This window comes from Cryobacterium sp. SO1, from assembly GCF_004210215.2.
In the GTDB taxonomy this organism is placed as follows: Bacteria; Actinomycetota; Actinomycetes; order Actinomycetales; family Microbacteriaceae; genus Cryobacterium.
The window spans coordinates 2,901,698-2,919,791 of sequence record NZ_CP067394.1 but is presented as its reverse complement, the minus strand read 5'-3'; the positions used below and the strand labels follow the sequence as shown (position 1 = coordinate 2,919,791).

13 protein-coding genes and 1 pseudogene are annotated in these 18,094 nt (G+C 63.8%); 7 read left to right on the top strand and 7 right to left on the bottom strand.

Annotated elements, in window-relative coordinates:
- Positions 1 to 4 precede the first annotated feature (4 nt).
- Both BJQ95_RS13765 and BJQ95_RS13760 read right to left on the bottom strand, forming a co-directional pair.
- Positions 5 to 1,068: pseudogene (locus tag BJQ95_RS13765) on the bottom strand (magnesium and cobalt transport protein CorA).
- A 134-nt stretch (positions 1,069 to 1,202) separates the two neighbouring features.
- Positions 1,203 to 2,147: a chlorophyllase gene (locus BJQ95_RS13760; RefSeq protein ID WP_130178434.1), complete on the bottom strand. Its 945-nt coding sequence runs from the start codon at positions 2,145 to 2,147 to the stop codon at positions 1,203 to 1,205.
- A 115-nt stretch (positions 2,148 to 2,262) separates the two neighbouring features.
- Between BJQ95_RS13760 and BJQ95_RS13755 the strand changes: the two genes are divergently transcribed.
- A complete protein-coding gene (locus BJQ95_RS13755; protein ID WP_130178433.1) occupies positions 2,263 to 2,886 on the top strand; it encodes a TetR/AcrR family transcriptional regulator in 624 nt (207 codons plus the stop codon).
- A gap of 103 nt (positions 2,887 to 2,989) precedes the next feature.
- On the opposite strand, the gene BJQ95_RS13750 is transcribed toward BJQ95_RS13755, so the two are convergent.
- Both BJQ95_RS13750 and BJQ95_RS13745 read right to left on the bottom strand, forming a co-directional pair.
- Positions 2,990 to 3,613 carry a class I SAM-dependent methyltransferase gene (locus BJQ95_RS13750; protein WP_130178432.1) on the bottom strand — a complete coding sequence of 208 codons (624 nt, stop codon included), beginning with the start codon at positions 3,611 to 3,613 and terminating at the stop codon, positions 2,990 to 2,992.
- A gap of 63 nt (positions 3,614 to 3,676) precedes the next feature.
- Complete coding sequence (locus BJQ95_RS13745; protein WP_256041387.1) at positions 3,677 to 4,189, bottom strand: hypothetical protein; 513 nt, start codon at positions 4,187 to 4,189, stop codon at positions 3,677 to 3,679.
- Between BJQ95_RS13745 and BJQ95_RS13740 the strand changes: the two genes are divergently transcribed.
- Positions 4,188 to 4,484, top strand: a complete 297-nt coding sequence (locus tag BJQ95_RS13740) for a hypothetical protein (RefSeq protein WP_130178430.1) — start codon at positions 4,188 to 4,190, stop codon at positions 4,482 to 4,484. The genes BJQ95_RS13745 and BJQ95_RS13740 overlap by 2 nt on opposite strands.
- Before the next feature lie 25 nt (positions 4,485 to 4,509).
- Here the strand turns inward: BJQ95_RS13740 and BJQ95_RS13735 are convergent, their stop codons facing one another.
- Entirely contained in the window at positions 4,510 to 5,208 is a 699-nt protein-coding gene (locus BJQ95_RS13735) for a nuclease-related domain-containing protein (RefSeq protein ID WP_165384977.1), read from the bottom strand.
- A gap of 324 nt (positions 5,209 to 5,532) precedes the next feature.
- Between BJQ95_RS13735 and BJQ95_RS13730 the strand changes: the two genes are divergently transcribed.
- Together BJQ95_RS13730 and BJQ95_RS13725 are read left to right on the top strand one after the other, a co-directional pair.
- Positions 5,533 to 6,303 (top strand): PolC-type DNA polymerase III, encoded by a 771-nt coding sequence (locus BJQ95_RS13730; RefSeq protein WP_240694837.1) that lies wholly within the window; start codon positions 5,533 to 5,535, stop codon positions 6,301 to 6,303.
- Positions 6,304 to 6,316: 13 nt separating this feature from the next.
- A complete protein-coding gene (locus BJQ95_RS13725; protein ID WP_240694836.1) occupies positions 6,317 to 6,793 on the top strand; it encodes a hypothetical protein in 477 nt (158 codons plus the stop codon).
- 66 nt (positions 6,794 to 6,859) lie between these two features.
- Here the strand turns inward: BJQ95_RS13725 and BJQ95_RS13720 are convergent, their stop codons facing one another.
- Together BJQ95_RS13720 and BJQ95_RS13715 are read right to left on the bottom strand one after the other, a co-directional pair.
- On the bottom strand, positions 6,860 to 7,399 hold the full coding sequence (locus BJQ95_RS13720) for a hypothetical protein (RefSeq protein ID WP_130178428.1): 540 nt from the start codon (positions 7,397 to 7,399) through the stop codon (positions 6,860 to 6,862).
- On the bottom strand, positions 7,396 to 13,890 hold the full coding sequence (locus BJQ95_RS13715) for a DUF3320 domain-containing protein (RefSeq protein WP_130178427.1): 6,495 nt from the start codon (positions 13,888 to 13,890) through the stop codon (positions 7,396 to 7,398). Before BJQ95_RS13715 ends, BJQ95_RS13720 begins: the two co-directional genes overlap by 4 nt.
- 122 nt (positions 13,891 to 14,012) lie before the next feature.
- On the opposite strand from BJQ95_RS13715, the gene BJQ95_RS13710 reads away from it, so the two are divergent.
- The 3 genes from BJQ95_RS13710 to BJQ95_RS13700 all read left to right on the top strand — a co-directional run bounded on the left by BJQ95_RS13710 (position 14,013) and on the right by BJQ95_RS13700 (position 18,085).
- Complete coding sequence (locus tag BJQ95_RS13710) at positions 14,013 to 14,576, top strand: hypothetical protein (RefSeq protein WP_130178426.1); 564 nt, start codon at positions 14,013 to 14,015, stop codon at positions 14,574 to 14,576.
- Positions 14,577 to 14,783: 207 nt separating this feature from the next.
- Complete coding sequence (locus BJQ95_RS13705) at positions 14,784 to 15,182, top strand: (deoxy)nucleoside triphosphate pyrophosphohydrolase (RefSeq protein WP_130178425.1); 399 nt, start codon at positions 14,784 to 14,786, stop codon at positions 15,180 to 15,182.
- The gene (locus BJQ95_RS13700) at positions 15,179 to 18,085 is read left to right on the top strand and encodes a DUF3427 domain-containing protein (RefSeq protein ID WP_130178424.1); all 2,907 of its coding nucleotides are present in this window, start codon (positions 15,179 to 15,181) and stop codon (positions 18,083 to 18,085) included. The genes BJQ95_RS13705 and BJQ95_RS13700 overlap by 4 nt, the downstream gene beginning before the upstream one ends.
- Positions 18,086 to 18,094 lie beyond the last annotated feature (9 nt).

Sequence of the window (18,094 nt, the reverse complement as noted above, 5' to 3'; positions counted from 1 at the left end):
CTGTCTACAACCACTTGCGCCGCTTGAAGATCCCCCACAGCCCCAACCCCATCAGCCCCATCGCCGCCACCGCCACCGGGTAGCCGAACTCCCAGTGCAGCTCCGGCATGCTGTCGAAGTTCATCCCGTAGATCGTGCCCACCAGCGTTGGCGCGAACAGGATCGCTGCCCAGGAGGAGATCTTCTTCACCTCTTCGTTCTGCGCCAGGCCCACCTCCGACAGTCGCCGGGTTTCCTCGTTCTGCGCCAGGCCGGCCTCCGAGAGGCGGCGCATCTCGTCGTTCTGCTGCTGGGTCACCAGGGTGGCGTGCACGGTGAGCGCGTTCTCCAACAGCGCCCGGAACGAGTCGGCCTGCTCGGTGACCCGCAGCACGTGGTCGAGCACGTCCCGTCCCGGAAGGAGCGCTGCAGCTCCACGTCCACCTGGTACTTCTCCGAGCCGCGCAGCAGCGCCTCGAGCATGCCGCGCAGCGGCCCGGTGGCACGCTGGAAGTCGATCACCTCGCTGAGCAGCTCGTAGATACGCCGGGACACCGACGGGTCGCCGCCGAAGAGTTGGTTCTCGATCTCGTCGATGTCGTTCTCCAGGCCGGCGACCACCGGGGCGTACGCATCCACCACCTCGTCGAGCACGGCGTGCAGCACCGCCTCGGGCCCAAGGGCGAGCAGGGCCGGGTTCGACTCCATCCGCCGGCGCACGTTGGCCAGGTCGGGGTTCTCGGCGTGCCGCACCGTCACGACGAAGCCCGGCCCGATGAACACGTTCACCTCGCCGAACTCCACCCGCTCCTCGGCGTCCAGGTACCAGGCCGGCCGCAGCACCACGAAGAGGGTGTCGCCGAACCGCTCGAGCTTGGCCCGCTGGTGACCCTTGAGTGCGTCTTCGACGGCGAGCGGATGCAGCGAGAACTCGTCGGCGACGCTGCGGATCTCGTCCGCATCGGGCCGGTACAGCCCGATCCAGGCCATCCCCTCGCATTCGCGTAACTGCTGGTAGGTCTCGACGAGGCTCTGCGGGCTGGAGGTGCGCTGCCCAGTCACGTAGATGCCGTTGTCGATGAGTGCCATGGTCCTACTCCGTCGTTCGGTCGACGAGAGAGCGCAAGGTAACGGCCTCCCAACGACCGGGCCCGGACTGGTCGTCGGGAGTGCCCCGTTGCTGGGCAGTACGCGCATCCGCCCCCGTGCCGTGAGCCGTCGCCCTACTTGCTGTCGACCTGGCCGATCGACTCGGTGCCGTCACGGAAGGCGGCGCGGGCGGCGGGCCAGCTGTTCTCGTCGACGTGAAGAGCGGTTCGAAGGTAGGCGGTGCTCAGACGCTGGATGATGGCGACGCGCTCGGGGTTCTCGTCGGTGGTCTCGGCCACCTCGTATCCGACGATCCCGCCGAGGCCGTGCTCGGCACCGTGCAGGGTGAGGAGGTCGGTGGCTCCGGGGCTGTGGGTGTACGCGTCGGTGAACCAGTCGGGTCCGCGGCTGGACATCTTGGACTGATCGTGGTCGCCGGCGATGACGAGGGTCGATGTGGTCAGCTCCTGGAAGGAGGGGCGCATGAACGGGAAGTTCGCCTGGGCGAACGGGTGCAGGTCGTCACCGCCGAGCCCCGTTGCAGCAAAGAGAATACCCGCGCTCACGCGGCTGTCGGACCCGTCCTGACCGACATGGCCTTCCTCGTCGACGATCCGCGCGCCGAGGAGCGACTGTGCGGTTTGGCTTCCCCAGGAGTGACCGGTGGCGGCGACGCGGCTGCGGTCCAGTCGCCCCTTGAGGCCCGGGACGGCGGCTTCGATGGTGTCGAGCTGGTCCAGCGCGCGCGTGAGATCCGCGATCCGCTCGGTCCAGATCGTCGGGAACACCGGGTGGTCGAAACCGAACCCATAACGACGCGAATCCAGGTGCGTGGGCTGGATGACCACGAACCCGCGAGATGCCCAGAACGCGGTGAGAGGCGCGTATCCGTCGAGGTTCCACCCGTTGCCGTGCGAGAACAACACCACGGGCAGGTTGCTGCCGGTTACCGGGGCGGAGATGCGTACCTGCAGCGCAACCGCGCGGCCCGGAGCCGACAGGGTCACGGGAGCCACGGACGCGACCGGGGTGCCGCCGCCGACGATACGGTCGAGGGCGCTAAGGATGGATGAGGTCACAGTAATTTCCTTTCGGTGGTGCGCTCTGAAAGACTAGTTATCGGAGCGCCGCTCCGTAACAATACGGAACAACGCTCCGTAATGCAAGAGCGGGCAGAACGATGGCGAGGGGAACATGATCGACACGCAGGACTCGCCGGGGCCCCCCGCCGAACCCCGGCAGGTGGGCCGCCCGCGCCGAAGCCCTCAGGCCTTGCTCGATGCGGCCGCGGAAGTGTTCGTGGAGTCCGGCGTGGACGCGCCCGTGCGCCAAATAGCGGCGAAAGCGGGTGTCGGGATGGGCACCATCTACCGGCACTTTCCCACCCGGTCGGAGTTGGTCGTGGCGGTGTACCGGCACCAGGTCGAGGCGTGCGCGGAAGCCGGGCCGAGGCTGCTCGCCGAGCAGACCGCTGAAGTGGCCCTCCGCGAATGGGTGGCACTGTTCGTGGATTTCCTGGTGACCAAGCACGGGCTCGCCGGCGCACTTCACGGCGACAACGCCGGATCAGACGCGCTTCACGCGTACTTCGTCGATCGGCTCGTACCGGTCTGCGGCACGCTCCTCGAGGCGGCCCGTGCTGGCCGGGGCATCCCAGAGCACGAGATGGCCCTGAACGGGTACAGCCTCCTGAAGGGCATCGGGAACCTGTGCATCGGAGCGACCCACGATTCGGACTACAACGCTGACGAGCTCGTTCAGACCCTCGTGTCCGGCGCCCTCAGTGGTGGGCGCTACCCTTCAGTCGGTGTCCAGTAGTCCATCGCCTGCGGTGACGCTTCCCCGACACGGCGGAGCTGCGCCACCCCGTGCCCAGGCCGAGCGCAGCTGGATAGGTGCGCGCAGGCTGGGGTCAGCTCGACTATCGAGGGACGACGGCATCCTCTGGGGCGCAAACTCGAGCCAGGATCGCGCCGTGTGGCCGATGCCCGGGCCCGGTGCGCGTGTGGGTCTCGATGATGTCGAAGTGAGCGGCGCGCAGCTCGTCGTTCAGAGCGTCGACGGGCCAGAAATACGCGGTCGCGACGGCATGGTCAAACTGCGCGACCGCCGGGCCTTCGAAGAAGCCGAGCAGGAGCTCTCCACCCGGGCGCAGCACCCGGGCGAACTCGGCATGAGCGCCCCGGAGGGAGCCGGGCTTGTGGTGAATGAGCGAGTACCAGGCAAGAACGCCCGCCACCGTGCCGGCCGTCTCCGGTAACGCGCCGAGGTCGCCGACCGCGAAAAACCCTTTGGGATAGGCACGCCGGGCGTGGTCGATGAAGCTCGGCACCAGGTCGACGCCCCGCACGTTCACTCCTCGCTCGGCGAGATACCCCGTCCAGTGCCCCGGCCCGCAGCCGGCATCGATCACCGGGCCGTCGAGCCGTTCGGCCCACCCGGTGACCAGCTGCAGATCCGCTGGATGCACCGATGTCATCGAGCCGAGTTGCTCGGCGTACTCCACCGCACGCCGGGCATACGCAGCAGTGATGTCGAGGGCCATACGTGTGAGCCTAGGATGCTGCGCGCCCGTGACCGTCGGTCGGCCGCAGCGCGACTGCAGCGATCAGTCGAGCGTGACAGAACCCAGTGCAGGGAAATCGGGCGGCGTGTAGTCCATGACGGTGAGCGACTGGATCGCCGGCATGTCCCAGGCCCCGGGGACCTCGATCTCTTGGGTGGAGGCGCCCGGGTCGATCACCGCGATCTCGTAACCGCCCTCGGCGGAGCCCCAGAAGCCGTCCGCATCCTGAAGCAGGGCATCCTCCTTCAGATAGAGACGCAGATCTGCGGCGTCCCCGGTGTGGAAGTCCTCGAGCAGGACCCAGACTGACCCATCATTGCGGCGCTCAATGTCGACGGTGCCCTCAGTGGCTGTTGCTTGGGAGACGAACTGCCCGCTGAGCGGCAGTTGCTGTTCGAACTTACTGAGATCGGATGCCTGGGCGTCCCCGGTCGGAGGCGCGGTGGCGGCCGTGGGTGGCGGCTCCGGATCTGAGGTCGCTGTGCACCCGCCCATCAACACCGCGACCGGAATCCCGACCATGCCCATCCATCGACGTGCCCGTGTTCGCCCCATGATGCTCACCCTAGATGCTGCGAAGCCCCGCTCCCGTGTTGATGCCCGCGGAACGTGTGGCGGATGTCGCCCCGACTTTGACGCCGCGATCTTCGTCGTGTTCGCGGCCCAGACCTACGAGATCTTGGCCGGATACGAAGTGCCAGCTAATGCAGTGCGGGAGAAAGCCAGCGTTTCCGCGTCGGTCGGTGGGCAGCGACTCACGCCTTCCCTCGCGGGTCTCGCGGCGCTGCCCGGCTGCGTCGACGCGACCTCCACCCTGCAGGCTGCGCTCGAGAACTTGGATGCCCGATGATGACGGCGCGGTTGCCGCCAGGCACTCAGCGGGCGAACGACCGATAGAAAATCGCGGCCGCAACGAATGGGACCAACACTGGCACCAGCCGCTTCGCTAGGCCAACCCAGTAGGCGCGGCGGCGGATGTGCGCGTCCATCACGGCGACACCGTCATGCAGCGCTTCGAATGCGGTGTTGATCGCGACTCCGTCCTGATGCTGCTCAGGCTTCTTGTGCCAAGTCGTGAGGGTTTGGAGAAGTCGGCGCTCTGTCACGATGTGCAATTCGACGGCGCCGCCATCCGGTGGGCTCTTCGTGACGACGTTCGACACATCCACGAGCGTGATTATGGACGTCACCGGTACAGTCATTCCGCTCGCTGCCGAAAGCAGGGTAGCCGCGCGCTCGGCTTCGTGGATGGCGTTGCGGATGTATGGCACCCGGTGACCACCGACCAGCATTCCCTTTCCACCGATCCAGACAGACTTGCCCGGGTGGTGTTTCGTATTGATCGTGAATACGCCCGGCTGGCCGATCACGACATGATCGATATCGCTTGTACCGCTGCCAACCGGCACGGAGTGCAGCACAGTCCAGTCGGGCCCGAGCTCAGCCAGTAGTCTCCCCACCCGGCGTTCGCCGATCGCACCCGTGTACCAAGGCCGAGCTTCTTCGTTGAGGCGAATCATTCCAGGCCGTGGCGACGGCGCCAGATCGCCGCTGGTCTGAGAGTTGAGCACCATGGCCATGAGTCCTTGAGCGGGCACACGGCTGCGTAGATCTGTCCATGGAATTCCCCCTAGGCGGCGCACCCGCGCTCTTTCATCCTTCAGGAGCGAGTGGCTTGGCACCAACCCCCAACCGGGGCCGGCGCCGGGGAAGTCAACCCGGACGATCTACCTGTTCGTGGATCTGGGAAGAGTGATCGACCGCACGGCGCACGCTCAGCGAGAAGCCCTTCGCACCCACCACCACTGGGGAGTGGACAGAGCACCAACTCCCTGGAAAGCTGAGCCGACGCCGCCATCATCCCCGATGCCTCAGGCGCACGGGGGAACGGACGCACTATGTCGCACAGCCTTGATTCGAGCGCCAGGGGCTACGCGGTCATCGACTTCGAAACCACCGGCCTCTTCGCCAAGTCGAGCCACCGGGTTATCGAGGTGGCCGTTGTCCACGTCGATCCAAGTGGTCGCATCACCGGCAGCTGGGACACGCTGATCAATCCGGGCCGAGATCTGGGCAGGCAGGACATCCACCGCATCCGCGCCGCCGACATCATGCAGGCACCGGACTTCGCGCACGTCGCGCCGCAACTGATCGAACTTCTCTCCGGGCGCGTGCTGGTGGCGCACAACGCTCGCTTCGACACGAGCTTCCTGTTGGCAGAACTGAGTCGGCTCGCTTACGGCGGCGACCTGGAACCCCTTGGGCTGTGCACGATGCAGCTCGCCCGCGACTTCCTCCCGGGCTCTGGCCGCAAGTTGTCCGACTGTTGCGCGGCGTACGACATCCCTCTGGTCGACGCCCACCGCGCTCTCGCCGATGCCGTTGCCACCGTGCACCTGCTGGGCGCGTACATTGCCGACGACCCGGATGCGCCGGTCTGGGCGCTGCATTTGGACGCAGCGGCAGCGTCCCCATGGCCACCCTTCCCGGGCGACCCTGCGGTGTGGGTGTCCCGCGACGACGTCCTGCCGGCCGGCCCCATCACCCCTGCATCCTGGCTGGACCGCATCACCCTGAAGATGCCAGAATTCGCTGGCCCGGACGAGCAACTGGACTATCTTGCGCTCCTCGACCTGTGCCTGTTGGACAAGGGAGCTCTCGTCCCATGAAGCGCTGGCGCTCGTGCAGCTCGCTGAAGACCTTGGCATCAACCGCGGCACCTGCGTGGCTCTGCACGAGCGCTACTTCGCCGACCTCGTAGCCCTCGCCTGGGCTGACGCAGTGTTGACCGAAGGAGAAATCGCTGACCTGATCACGGTTGCGCAGCTCCTGGGACTTCCTGCCTCGGCCGTCGCCACGGCGATGCACCCGCCCCAGCTGGTCGCCGTGGTCGCGGTCTCCGACGACGCGCTGGCACGCTTCATGCTGACGGCAGGGGACATCGTGGTCTTGACGGGCGAAATGCAGCGTCCGCGCGCCGATTGGCACGCCGAGCTCACCCACCCGGGATTCGGGCCGGGCGCCGGAGTGACCAAGAAATCCCGGCTGCTCGTGGCCGCTGACCCCGACTCCCTGTCGGGTAAGGCGCGGAAGGCCCGGGACTATGGCATCCCGGTCGTGAGCGAAGCGGGACTGAGCTCCCTGCTCGAGCGCGCCTGAATCGCTGGTGATGTCGCCAGCAAGAACTCACATCGTGCCTGGCTTCGAATGGCTCCCCAGGAAGGCTTACTCCAGCGCCCGACCGTTCTTCTCGACACTGTCATCGATCGATCGCCCAGCCTTGCGGTTGGCAAACGGACGAACGCCGTAGTGCGCCACGAAGTCACCAATCAGCGCGGATTCCAGGTTCTCGGCCTCAGCATCCGGAGTCTTCTTCCAGGCGACGAGCAGGTGGTCGCTGTCCTCGAGCTGCCAGAGGTATCGGCCGCCCCAGTGGCCCACACGCTCTCCTGCTCCGTGCCGACGATATTCGTCCAGTCGCTTGCGCAGTCCGCGTCGGCCGGTCGCGCCGGCGCTCGCCTTCCCGATGTAGAGCACGACGGCATCCGGTACCCACGCTGCTTGCAGAAGTTCGACGAGAACGGATGGTTCCTTGCCCTTGAACCAGCCAGCGGTGCTTTCAACGTTGAACGCAGGCAGCGACATCGACGAGCGAATCACCACGTAGACGCCCGGGTCGGCGGGCACAGAGGTCCCGGGCAGCTCGGCGAACGGCACGAACCCGTCGAAACCCTCGGTCTCGAGCCCTGCGCGGGTCCAAATCACAAGCCGCTTACCAGCATTCCTGAGCTCGTGCGTTTGAGACGCCCGGTCTCGATTCCGGCGGCCAGCGCAAGGTCGAGGCGCGCGTTGATTCCGTCCGTCAAACGACGGCTGCCGAACAAAGAGAGCGCTTCTCTCTTCAACTCCGTTTCTTCGATACCGGCGGCAGCCTCCGCCACGATCCTCATCGCGTTCGCGATCTCGATCAGCGGCACATGGTCGAGCTGGCGTGAATCGCCCAGGGGCGCCCGACGGACGAAGTGCCACGCGGCTGGGTCGACATCCGCCGGCCACAGGAATGGTCCGCCCGCAGACGGGCGCAGCTCTGCCGGGGCCCACCGCAGAATAGCCTCCGCGCGCGTTTGATTCACCCGGTCCAGACCGAACGCGCCGGCGACGAGCTTCGCTAGCCGGGCGCTATGAATGGGGCCTTCCGCCGCCACTGCGGAGCGGATCGCGGACTGCACTTTGCCCGCCGCGTTCTGCCTGGGCAGATCGTCAAGCACACTCACGGTACCGAGGGCACGCGGCGCCCACGCACTGAACTGGTGGATGAGCGGGTTCTCGCGGGTGGGCGCACGTCGTGTCGACGGCGCTGACCGAATGCTGAGGTCCGGCTGCCGAGCTGACGCGCTGGAGACCGGGGACGCCGACGCAACTGTGGCAGCCAACTGACCGGTCCGAACAGCCGTCGGCACCTCCTCGGTGTGTTGCTGTGCTTTCTCCGATGCTGTAGCTACGGCTGCGCCGAGCCGAGATAGCGTCGCCTCACGATTGTGCAGCCACTCGGGCAACCACACGCGTTCGATTCCGGGCCAGCGCATGATTCCCTGCAGGACGTCGATGGGCAGGCCGTCCCGGTCCGCCACGGTCTGCCGCGCTCGCCAACTCGGGCCGTCAAGGAGTACCGCGACAAGAGGCCGCTCCGGCTCTGCGGGATCGGCAATGCTGATGTCGACGCGGAAGTCGGAGAGCCCGACATCCGTGCGCACCGGAAAACCGAGGGTTCGCAGCTCGGCGGCGATGTCATCACGGTGGTGGTCGACGATCGACTGGCGGCGAACGTCGTCTGTCATTACGTCAGTGCCGCTGTCGGCCATCTCGAGATATGCCTTCAAGTGTTTGATACCGACCGAACTCGTGTCCTGCGCGCGCAGCACGCTCGGGTCGAAGCTGGCGTACAGCACCACCTGTCGACGGGCGCGAGTGATGGCCACGTTGAGCCGTCGCTCACCGCCCGCGCGAGAAAGCGGCCCGAAGTTGAGTGGCACCACGCCGCTCGCGTTGGCACTGAACGCGATCGAGAACAGGATGCTGTCCCGCTCGTCACCCTGCACGTTCTCCAGGTTCTTGACGAACAGGCCATCCGGCTCATCGAGTGCGGCAGCGATACGTTGGTCGTCGCAGTCGCGCAACATGTTCTCAATGAGGTTGCGCTGCTGCATGTTGAACGTGATGACGCCCACCGACGGCGACTCGTGAGGGGACGCCCAGAATCGGCGTTGAATGTCGTCGACGATAGCGGTTGCCTCCGCGAGGTTCGTTCGCAGCGTCTTGCCGCGGCCCGACCGCTCAAACTGACCGTCAATTCGCACCAGGGAGACGCCGTGCCCGTCTGTTGCGGTGTGCGAGGCGCCCTGCAGCGGGGCGGGAAAGGAAGACAACCGGCTCTCGTAGTAGTTGTGGTTACTGAACGCGATCAGCGACTCGTCCTGGCTGCGGTAATGCCACGACAGCCACTTACTCGGCACCCGAGCCTGCACGCACTCGGTCAGAATTGATTCCTCGTCGACCACGACGTCGGGGGCGGACTCCGATTCCTCGTCGATGCTGCTGCCTGCTTCAGCGAAGCTGGTCGGTGGCATCTGCTTGCTGTCGCCCACCACTACAACGGATGCGGCGCGTCCCATCGCACCGATGGCATCCGCCACTCGAATCTGTGACGCCTCATCGAACACGACGATGTCGAACAGGTCAGATTGCGCCGGGAAGAACCGGGCCACGGACTCGGGGCTCATGAGCGTGCACGGCATCACTTGGGTGATGAGGGAGCCATAGTTCTCCAAGAGCGCCCGCACGCTCATCCCGCCGCGCTGACGGTCGAGCTGCCGGCGAAGGCCGCCGACCTGACCGGAGGCCAGATTCGTGTCGAACCGGCGCAGCGCCAGCACCTCGGCCGGTATTCCGCGGGGGAGTTCGGCGCGCACGGCCTGGGTGCTCGTGGTGAAGCGGCCAATGGTCTTGTTGTGCGCGGCGATATCGAAGTCGTTCAGCGCGGTTGCGTCTTCTCGTTCGGAGATCGACGCAATGGCCACACCCTTGTCGAAGGCGAGTGCCGCATCGTCGGCAGGGATGCTTCCGGCCAGAATGGCGGAACGGGCGTCGTCGAGGCCGTGACGGCGGAGCGGTTCGATGTGGCGCACCAGATCGAGCCAGCGCTCCAACACGACGGGCTGGCTGGTGTCGAGGTTGCGGGGCGCACGAGTCGCCCACCAGGCGGCGATGAAGCCGTCTGTGCTCGACCAACGTTGAACATCGTCCGGCCGGAGGGACGCCACCGTGGTGAGCTGGTTCCACGCGGCGGCCAGGCGAGCGAGTTGATCGGCGTCAGCTCCTGTGGCGGTCGACGAGTAGTACTCCCGCAGATCGGTCATCTGCGGGTCGCCGGCAGGGCTCAGCGTGTCGCCGAGCCAACCGAACCACGTAAGGGTGACGGAGACGTCGTCCGCCTGTTCGGCGATGAACGGATTCCACTGTGGCGACACGAGCGGGAGGGGGAGTTTGAGCGCGGCTTCACGAATGCTCACGGCTTCGGCATGAGAGGCGGCTATCGCGGCAGTGAGCGTGGAGAGCGTCTTGAGCGGCACGCTGGCCGTGTCGACGATGAGGTCGTCACCGAGCTGCGCCAGCACTGCTCGACGCTTCTTCTTGCGACCGAAGAAACCAGCCTGATCGGCCGCAAGGGCCGCTGCATGGATGGCCGGAATGTCCCGCGCGAGCACGGTTGGCTTCACGCTCTCCCGCCACTCCGGAGTCGACGCCACAATCGAGGCGAGGTGGCTCTCGAGCGCGGCCAGGTAGGCCTGCCAGGCGTCGCTGTGAAGCGTGTCAACCACGGGCAAGGGATGCCGCGGCGCACGCGCCAGATCCCGCCATCCGCTGACCGCGTCAGCAGTCGCCAACCGGCTCAGTGCCTGCAGGCTGAACCCGGCCTCCTGCGCGTCGACCAGTGCAGCGTCGAATTCGCGTGCGGCGGCATGAATCGCGACCGGGTCCAGCGTTGAGCCAGGCCGCTCGTCGAGGAACGCCCACGGGTGCGCGGCACTCGGGCGGGCCAGATCGGAGAACTCGGGGAGCTGGCGGAGGACGTTGCGGAGGGTCGTGAAGATCTCCGGTGTACTTCCGGCCACGAGAGCAGCCGGAATCGCCAGCGCGGTGATGCCCGGGTCCGCGGTGAGTTCGTGCGTGCGGGCACTGTAGAGGGAGAGCCCGGCGGCGTTGGATTCGTGCAGGCGGTCGGCGTACCGGGCGAGGCTGCGCCGACTCGACTGGGCAGCCTCGAGGTTGGCCTGCAACGCAGCTTCATCGGCCCGCACGCGCAGGTCGAGCGCCGCCTTGATCTGCGCGCGAGCGGCAGCCGGTCGGGCGCCCTTGTCGTGCAGATCCAGGGAGAAGTCACCGAGCCCGACGCTTTCCAGGCGTTTCTTCACCACATCCAGGGCGGCACGTTTTTCAGCGACGAACAGCACTCGTTTGCCGGCCGCGAGCGAGCGGGCGAGCAGATTGGTGATCGTCTGCGACTTGCCGGTGCCCGGAGGGCCCTCGAGCACGAAGGTGCGTCCGCCTACAGCTTCGGCGACGGCCTCCAGCTGGGAGGAGTCCGCCGGTACCGGTACGGACCCGCCCAGCTCATCAAGATCCACGCTCGGTGCCGTCAGCACGGGATCGGCGTAGGCCTCCAGCGGGGAGTTGATCAGGTGGGAGACGAGGCTGTTCTGCGACAGGATCTCCCAGTTTTCGTCCAGGTCTTTCCAGAGCCGGAATTTGGCGAATTGCAGAATCGACAGGTCCACGGACTCCTCAACCCGGAACGGAAGCCCAGCCTTGGCGATGGCCTCGCGCACGGCCGTGAACGCCGCCGGCAGATCGATGCCCGAGGAGTCCTGGGTCGGGTCGGAAAGGCCCGGAATCTCGAGGTTGAAGCTCAGGCGCAGCTTCTCGAGCAGACAGTAATTGGGGGTGGAGGCCCCGGTTTCGTCCACGGTAAGCCGGTAGGAGTTTCCGCGGCTCGCGGTCACCATCGTGACGGGAACCAGCACGAGGGGAGAACGGAGCTCACGGTCGTTGAAGCTCCAGTGCAGCATCCCGAACGCAAGGTACAGGTTGTTCGCGCCGGTTTCTTCCATGATCGTCTTCGCCTTGTTGGCGAGGTAGCGCAGCTTGGTCGTGTACGCGGCTTCAGTGATGTCAATGAAGGCGCTCTTCTTGTCGGCGAGCATGAGCTCCCGGGCGGTCTCGGAGAGATCCCGTCCATAGCGCACGCCGCGAGCCCGGTCGATGGTGGGCACGGCGTCGGAGGGCACCAGGGTGATCGGGGTTCCGGCGCTAATTGCGTCTTCCATCCGAGCAACAGCCGGTGCCGGTACGGCGAGCGGGTATCCGGAGCGATCGGTGTAGTTGATCAGCTTGTTGCGCAGGCTCAGGTCGAGCAGGGCGTTCTTCCACTGGGCCACGCGGGCGGGCACGGCCGTGCCCTCGGCGGTGGCGCCCGAAGGTGCCGCGTAGTACGGCGCAATGGTCGGCCCGGCACCGGGCTGGTAAACGGTGACTATGGTTTCACCGTCGGCGCCCGAGGAACGGCTGGGAAGCGGGAAGATCCCGGACTCGCGGGCCTGGCGGATGTCGGTGACCCCGAGGAACCTCTCCAGTCCGGCGTCGAGGTGCTTGGTGTGCGGGTATCGCCGAGCATCGGCGAAGGTACGCGAGTCGGTGCCGCCGGTAACAAAAGTCGTTTCAAGAAGTCCGATAGCGCCGAGGTCGACCAGATTAACGATGTCGGCCACGTCAGTCAGCGCTGGTGCACCCAGCGATGAGTCGATGCGCCAATAGCCGATGAAGATGTGGTCGTTCAGAGTCCACAGCGTCGAGTTGATGCCGGCCTGCTCCAGCGCGGCCGCAAGGGTGACCGTGGTGTCCAGGCAGGTGCCGAGTCTTCCTTCCAGTACCTCGGCGGGCGTGCGAACCTTTTGACCCTTGGAGCCCCAACTTGCAGGCGGTTCCGCATAGCGGATGTCGCGGGCTCGCATCGCGTCGTAGATTGCGGCGACGGTGTTATCGACACGTTCCTCGCTCTCCGATTGGTGGCCAGAGAGCGAGGAGTTGCCAGTGCGCTCTTTGAGCAGGTCGGAGGCTTCGGTCAGAAGCGGTGCGATCACGGCAGCATTCGGTTGTACATGCGCAGCCAGTAGTTCGAGACCGAGGTTGAGCGGATTTGCCACCCACTGGTTGAAGGCGAGTATCTCCACGTTGACCGAAGTCTCGGCGAGAAGCACGCCTGCACTGTTCCGCAACGTTGCGCGGATGAGTCCGGGGCGCTGCTCATCAACGCTGAGCATGCGGGCCGGATCGAGAACGAGATCAACGGTGCGGAGGACCGTCGTCTGCTTGTCTCCAAGGTCCACGAGGAGCACCTTCGGCCCGCCGAGTGAGCCTTCGGCACTCACGACGTCTACCTCGAGGGAGGCTCCGCGGGTTTCGCCGGCCAGATTCTCCACGACGATTTCATCAACGACTGGAATTCGGCAGTGTGCCATCGCGCAGCTCAGGAAGGGCAACGAACGGATGGTGATCGTGGCCGATGCTGGGGTTGTGGCCGAGGCCTCAGGGGGGAATTCGGTGATGAGCACTTCTGGTGCCACAACCGGAGCGGTTAGCGGACCCGATTCTTGCGGTTCAGCGGGCGCGGCCGGGCGCACGGGAAGTACTCGTTGCTTCAACGTTGCGAGTTCCGCGGCCGGGGCATCGGCATCGATCATACGGAGCAGAAGCTCGGCCGAGTCGAGGGCGCGGTATGCCGTCTGGGCGGTGAATTCCTGGTTGTGCGCCCACTGGTTGCGCACTTCTCGCAGTTCACTCGCGTAGGTCTGGCCCTGTCGGGGAAGCTCGCGGTCGAACGGAAACCCGAGCTCGCCCAGCCGCTCGGTAAGGGCGCGCAGCAGGAGCGAGAGATCCCGCTTCGAATAGACCCCGCCGCGGCGGCCGGCCAGATTGTCCTTGCGCTCGAGTATCGACGTCCACTCCACTTCGGGTGGGAGGGCCGCTGCGAATATCTTGTCTACGAACGGCGACAAACCGTCGATCAGTAGGGCAAGCCCATCTCCAACAACGGAGTGGTGTTCAGCCTGGTTCACAGAAATCCCCCTTGAAATGCGGCATAAGGCATCGCGGCGTCTTCCCCCGAAGTGTATTGGCTCGATCGGACAGTCGAGAGACATTGCTGACCGGCCCGCTGTTTAACCAGTGATCTGGAAGCTGGCCGTAAATGTTCGAACCGGGAGGTTCAGCAATTCGCGAGCGGATCCATGGGTGAATGCTTCCACTCCAGTAGCTTGGCAAGATGATCAAACGTCGTGCACCCCGAGAACCCGCGCCGCGTACCGTCGACAATATCGAGGACTGGTATGCAGAATTCCTCGAGAACAACGAAACGACCACTGAGGAGTTGGACAGCTTCGCAAGACTCGCGGACGTTGACTCCGAATTTACAGACATGCTCGCGATGGACTATCTCGCAATGACTACAATGCTCGTCGAACATGAAAACACCTCAGTGGTGACGCTCTCCTATGTCATGGAAGTGGTCAGCGAGGATTGGAAAAAAGCGGCTTACGTCCTACAGGCAATCGCCGCTAAACCAGAGATAACGGTCGAGATCCTTGCCTCACTTTTCCAGCATGGTGACAGGTATGTGCGCGAAATGGTCGTCGGCCACACCAACGTTCCCATTGACATTCTTATCGATGCTGCACGCGACAAGAAGGAATTCGTTAGAGCACGGCTCACCTACGATAACCCGAAAGTGCCGGATGAGGCTCTGCAGTACCTCGCGGATAACGACCCAGAGACCTACATCCGGTTTTCAGCAATCGAGGAATTGAATCGGAGAGGTCAGCTGCACTAGTCAAATCGCCAAGGTGCTGATCCGCGAACCGAGAATCGTTCCCGCATCAGCGGGTCCCATCACGGACGTTCGTACGAGAACCACGGGGGAGCGAGTGGGTTGCCCAATCCTTGGCGTGCTTTTTCGAAGGCAACTGGTGAGCATCCTCCAGCACGTCGCTAGCTAAGCTGACACTACGCATCGACGGCCAAGCAACGGAGTGCACTTGTGAAGAAGAGAATCAATGTCGTCGGTGCTGTTCTTACCAGGGGTCAGACAATTCTTGCGGCGCGTCGTAGCTCTACAATGTCGCTGCCCGGCATGTGGGAATTCCCGGGGGGCAAGATTGAGCAGAACGAGTCGCCCGAGCAAGCTTTGCTCCGCGAGCTGGACGAAGAGCTGCTTTGCTCGGCAGAGATCGGCGAGCACGTCGAAACCACGGAGCACGAGTATGACTTTGGGATCGTGATTCTCACGACGTACTACTGCTCGCTGGTCGGGGCTGAACCCCGCCTGACCGAGCACTCAGAAATTCGCTGGGTACAGGCCACCGAGCTAGACCAGCTTGATTGGGCTCCCGCTGACGTACCTGCTGTGGAACGGGTCATGAAGGACTTTCGGGTTTGAGTTCGACAAGCACGCAGCTAACCCGCGACAACACGTTTGGATTCCTGGATTCACAGGTCGAGGCCGATCAGTTATTCAATCCCACCCTTGTCTCGAACACCGACGGCAATACGATGCTTCGGGCCATTCGCGATGAGCTGAAGCGCTCAGAACGATTCGTGTTCTCCGTCGCATTCATCACGCCGAGCGCTATCGCCATGCTCAAACAGGCCCTCCTCGATTTTCGCGGTACCGGCACGATCATCACCTCCACCTACCTCGGATTCAACTCACCAGCCGCGTTCCATGAGCTGCTGAACCTAGAGGGCATCGACGTCTACGTGCACCCAGATTCGGCTGCAGGCTTCCACGCCAAGGGCTACATCTTCGAGCAGAAATCCAGCACCACAGCCATAGTGGGCAGTTCAAACCTGACCGAACGCGCGCTGCTTCAGAACCACGAGTGGAACCTGCGCTTCTCCGCTCTTCCCGACGGTGACATCGTGCAGCAGCTGAAGCGAGCGGCTCAAGCACATATTGACGCTTCAGCTGCTCTCACCCGGGCCTGGGTTGACGTGTATGCGTTGACCTGGGCGGCACCACCTCAGGGTTCTCGCGCCGTTCCCGGCGGGACTGAACCGTCGGGTGGTCTTCCACCGAGCGGAATGATTTTCCCGAATGCAATGCAGGTTGAAGCACTTGCTGACATTGCTGCGCTGCGGGATGCGGGCGAGCACAAAGCTGTCGTCATTTCTGCGACAGGGACTGGAAAGACGATCCTCTCCGCCCTGGATGTACGTGCTTATTCACCGGAGCGGATGTTGTTCGTTGTGCACCGTGAACAGATCCTCGACCGTGCAATCAGTGAGTTCAAGCGAGTACTAGGAGCCCCGGATAGCGACTTTGGCAAGTTCGTCGGGTCAAAGAAAGAACTTGACCGCCGCTACGTCTTTGCTTCGATCCAATCGCTGACGCGGGCAGAGAATCTCGAAGCGATCTCGCCCGAAGCCTTTGACTATGTCCTGATCGACGAAGTCCACCGTGCCGGTGCCGCCAGTTACCGACGTCTGATCGAGTACCTCAAGCCGGACTTCCTCCTCGGAATGACCGCGACGCCCGAGCGCACCGACGATTTCAACGTGTTCGAGCTTTTTGACTACAACGTGCCATATGAGATTCGTCTCCAGAAGGCCCTTGAGGCAGACATGTTGACGCCGTTCCATTACTACGGGGTGACCGACTTTGTTCAGGCGGACGGCGAGGTCATCGATGAAGTGGCAGAGCTCCGTCGGCTTGTGGCCTCCGAGAGGGTGGATCATCTCGTGTCGACGATCGAACGCTACGGCCACGCTGGCGTTCCAGTTCGAGGGCTGATTTTCTGCAGCAAGAACGCTGAGGCTGCCGAGCTCGTCATTCTTCTGAACCAACGGGACGTTCATGGACACCGGCTGCGCACCCGCGCACTAAACGGCACAGACTCGGTTGAAGAACGCGAGCTGGTTGTGCAAATGTTGGAGCGGGGTGAGCTTGACTACATCGCGACTGTAGACATCTTCAACGAGGGCATCGACATCCCGTCGGTGAATCAAGTGCTCATGCTCCGGCAGACTCTCTCCAGCATCGTGTTCACCCAGCAACTGGGACGCGGACTTCGAAAGGCTGCAGGAAAAGATCACCTCGTGGTCATCGACTTCATCGGCAATTACGACAACAACTACCTGATCCCCATTGCGCTGTTCGGCGACAGCACGCTGAACAAGGACTCAATTCGTAAGAAGATCATCGACGCCCAGGAAGCGGGCGCGATTGCAGGGCTGTCAAGCGTCAACTTCGATGAGATATCGAGGGAGAGGGTTTTTGCGTCCCTTGCGACCACGACCCTCGACAGCATGACCAATCTGAAGAAGTCCTTCCTCGAGCTGAAGAACCGACTGGGTCGTCCGCCGGCGCTACTCGACTTCGCTCGTTTCGACCTGGTTGACCCGGTTGTCATCGCGACAAAGCAGAAAAACTACTGGCGGTTCCTGTGCAAAGTTGGGGCGGCCAACGTCGAGGCCGGCGCTTACGAGAACGCTATTCTGACCTTTCTCTCGGGGGAGCTCTTGAACGGCAAGCGCCCACACGAGCTTCTGCTCCTCGATGAACTACTGTTCACCCCGAACGGAGTGATGGTTGAAGAATTCAAGGCATTGCTGGGGGAGAACGATCTGTCCAGCGAACCGGCGACGCTCGATTCAGTGCACGCTCTGCTGAGCCTGTCATTCTTCACGGAGGCGGATGTCGCAAAGTACGGTTCCTCCCCAATCGTCACCCTCCGGGACGGATTCTATCGCCTGGGCGAAGGCTTTTCCGAAGCATGGGACAAAGAATCGATGTTCCGCGATCAGGTGCGGGATGTCGTGGACACCGGGCTATATCTGGCCCGGCACCGATACCAGTGGACGGGACTGCTCGAAGTCGGCCAACGATACTCACGCAAGGACGTGTGCCGGCTCCTCAACTGGAAATCGAACCAGCAGAGCACGATCTATGGCTATAAGGTCGACACTTTCTCGAACAGTTGCCCCATTTTCGTCACCTACCACAAAGGCGATGAGGTGTCAGAGAGCACGAATTACGGAGACGCGTTCCTCAATCCATCGACCTTGACCTGGTATACGCGCAGCCGCCGCACTCTCGCGAGCTCCGAAGTGAAGTCGATTGTGGAAAATCGGCTTCCGCTTCACGTGTTCGCAAAGAAAGACGATGCAGAAGGCACCGATTTCTATTACCTCGGTAAAGCGATGTCACAGGACGCTCGACAGACGACCATGTCTAGAAGTGGCGGCCACGACCTTGACGTTGTCTCGATGACTCTTGCCCTTGCCAGCCCCATCGAGTCAAGTCTCTACGAGTACTTTGCGACTCGGGCTTCTGGGACGTAGACATACGCC